At 57.6% G+C, this 1,053-nt stretch carries 2 protein-coding genes; one reads left to right on the forward strand and one right to left on the reverse strand.

The window, feature by feature from the left end; genetic code table 11:
• Positions 1 to 381: 381 nt before the first annotated feature.
• A complete protein-coding gene (locus VZ95_RS18485; RefSeq protein WP_198148393.1) occupies positions 382 to 624 on the forward strand; it encodes a ribbon-helix-helix domain-containing protein in 243 nt (80 codons plus the stop codon).
• Between the two features lie 10 nt (positions 625 to 634).
• On the opposite strand, the gene VZ95_RS18490 is transcribed toward VZ95_RS18485, so the two are convergent.
• Positions 635 to 982 (reverse strand): ribbon-helix-helix domain-containing protein, encoded by a 348-nt coding sequence (locus VZ95_RS18490; RefSeq protein WP_052711932.1) that lies wholly within the window; start codon positions 980 to 982, stop codon positions 635 to 637.
• Positions 983 to 1,053: the final 71 nt, after the last annotated feature.

Genomic DNA, 1,053 nt, shown 5'->3' on the forward strand with positions numbered 1-1,053 from the left:
AAAAACGAAAATCTGTTGCAACGCAGAATATTGCTCTGCGGGTTTCTGCCGGTCTTAAGCGACAAGAACCTACCTGCAATAGTATGTTTTGAGCTGTATCGTTAACGGTACACCGCCAATTATTAATTATATTTCGGTGACTATAATCGTATTAGGTGTGTTATTAACGATTTATAAAGAGTTAGGCGAGTATGACAGAGGGGTGCCGACACAGCCCCGTGCCGACGCACGTTCTTTTTGCGCTCGCTCTTTCAGAATTCCTCTCGTGCCCGTTGCGAGGACCCCGCTATGGCTCGACTCACGACCGCTCCCGCGCGCCCCATGGCGACGCATCGTTCGCTTCGCCGTTTCACCTTAAGCTCCGGACCGATCGATCTCCGCTTGGAGACCGAACTTTGGTCGGCGTTGGCGGTCATCGCCAATGATCGGCGTATCCCACTCGCCAGCTTGATCGATACCATCGATCAGCAGCGCGGCGTAACGCCGTTGAACCGCGCGATTTGGCGCTTCACCATCGCCTACCTGCGCGCGTTGACCGAGTTAGCGGAGGTTCTTCCCCCCGCCGAGCCTCGGCAGCGTTTCGCTTACCCAAGTTTACGCACCGTACCCGCCCCGGCCGGTTAGGCCACACCCCTTAGCGGGTGCCGTGTTTGACCTCAAAATCCGTCGCTAAATCCGGCTCACGCGGTCCCAGGAGGGAGAGCACCGACGTTCCATGCGCGGCTGTTCGGAAATAGGTGAGGATGAACATCCGCACCGACGCTGTGAAGCTCAGACCCGGCGGTTGACCGTCGGCTATGCGGGTACACAGTTGCGTCTGGGTATAGCCCTCCCGGCGGGCGATCTCCGCCAGGGCATCCCACATTTCCGGCTCCAAGCGAATCGTCGTACGCTTCCCCTTCACCGTGACATTGCGCAGAACCAACGCGCTGTCCCGGTGTGTATCGACCATATGGCGCATGGCCTGCTCGAAAATAGACACGCGCGTATCCGCTTTAACCGGGCTAGGCGCCTGGGAATGCGTTTGTACCAAGCTCTCAGCGATCAGCCGCA

Source organism: Elstera litoralis (assembly GCF_000963705.1).
In the GTDB taxonomy this organism is placed as follows: Bacteria; Pseudomonadota; Alphaproteobacteria; order Elsterales; family Elsteraceae; genus Elstera; species Elstera litoralis.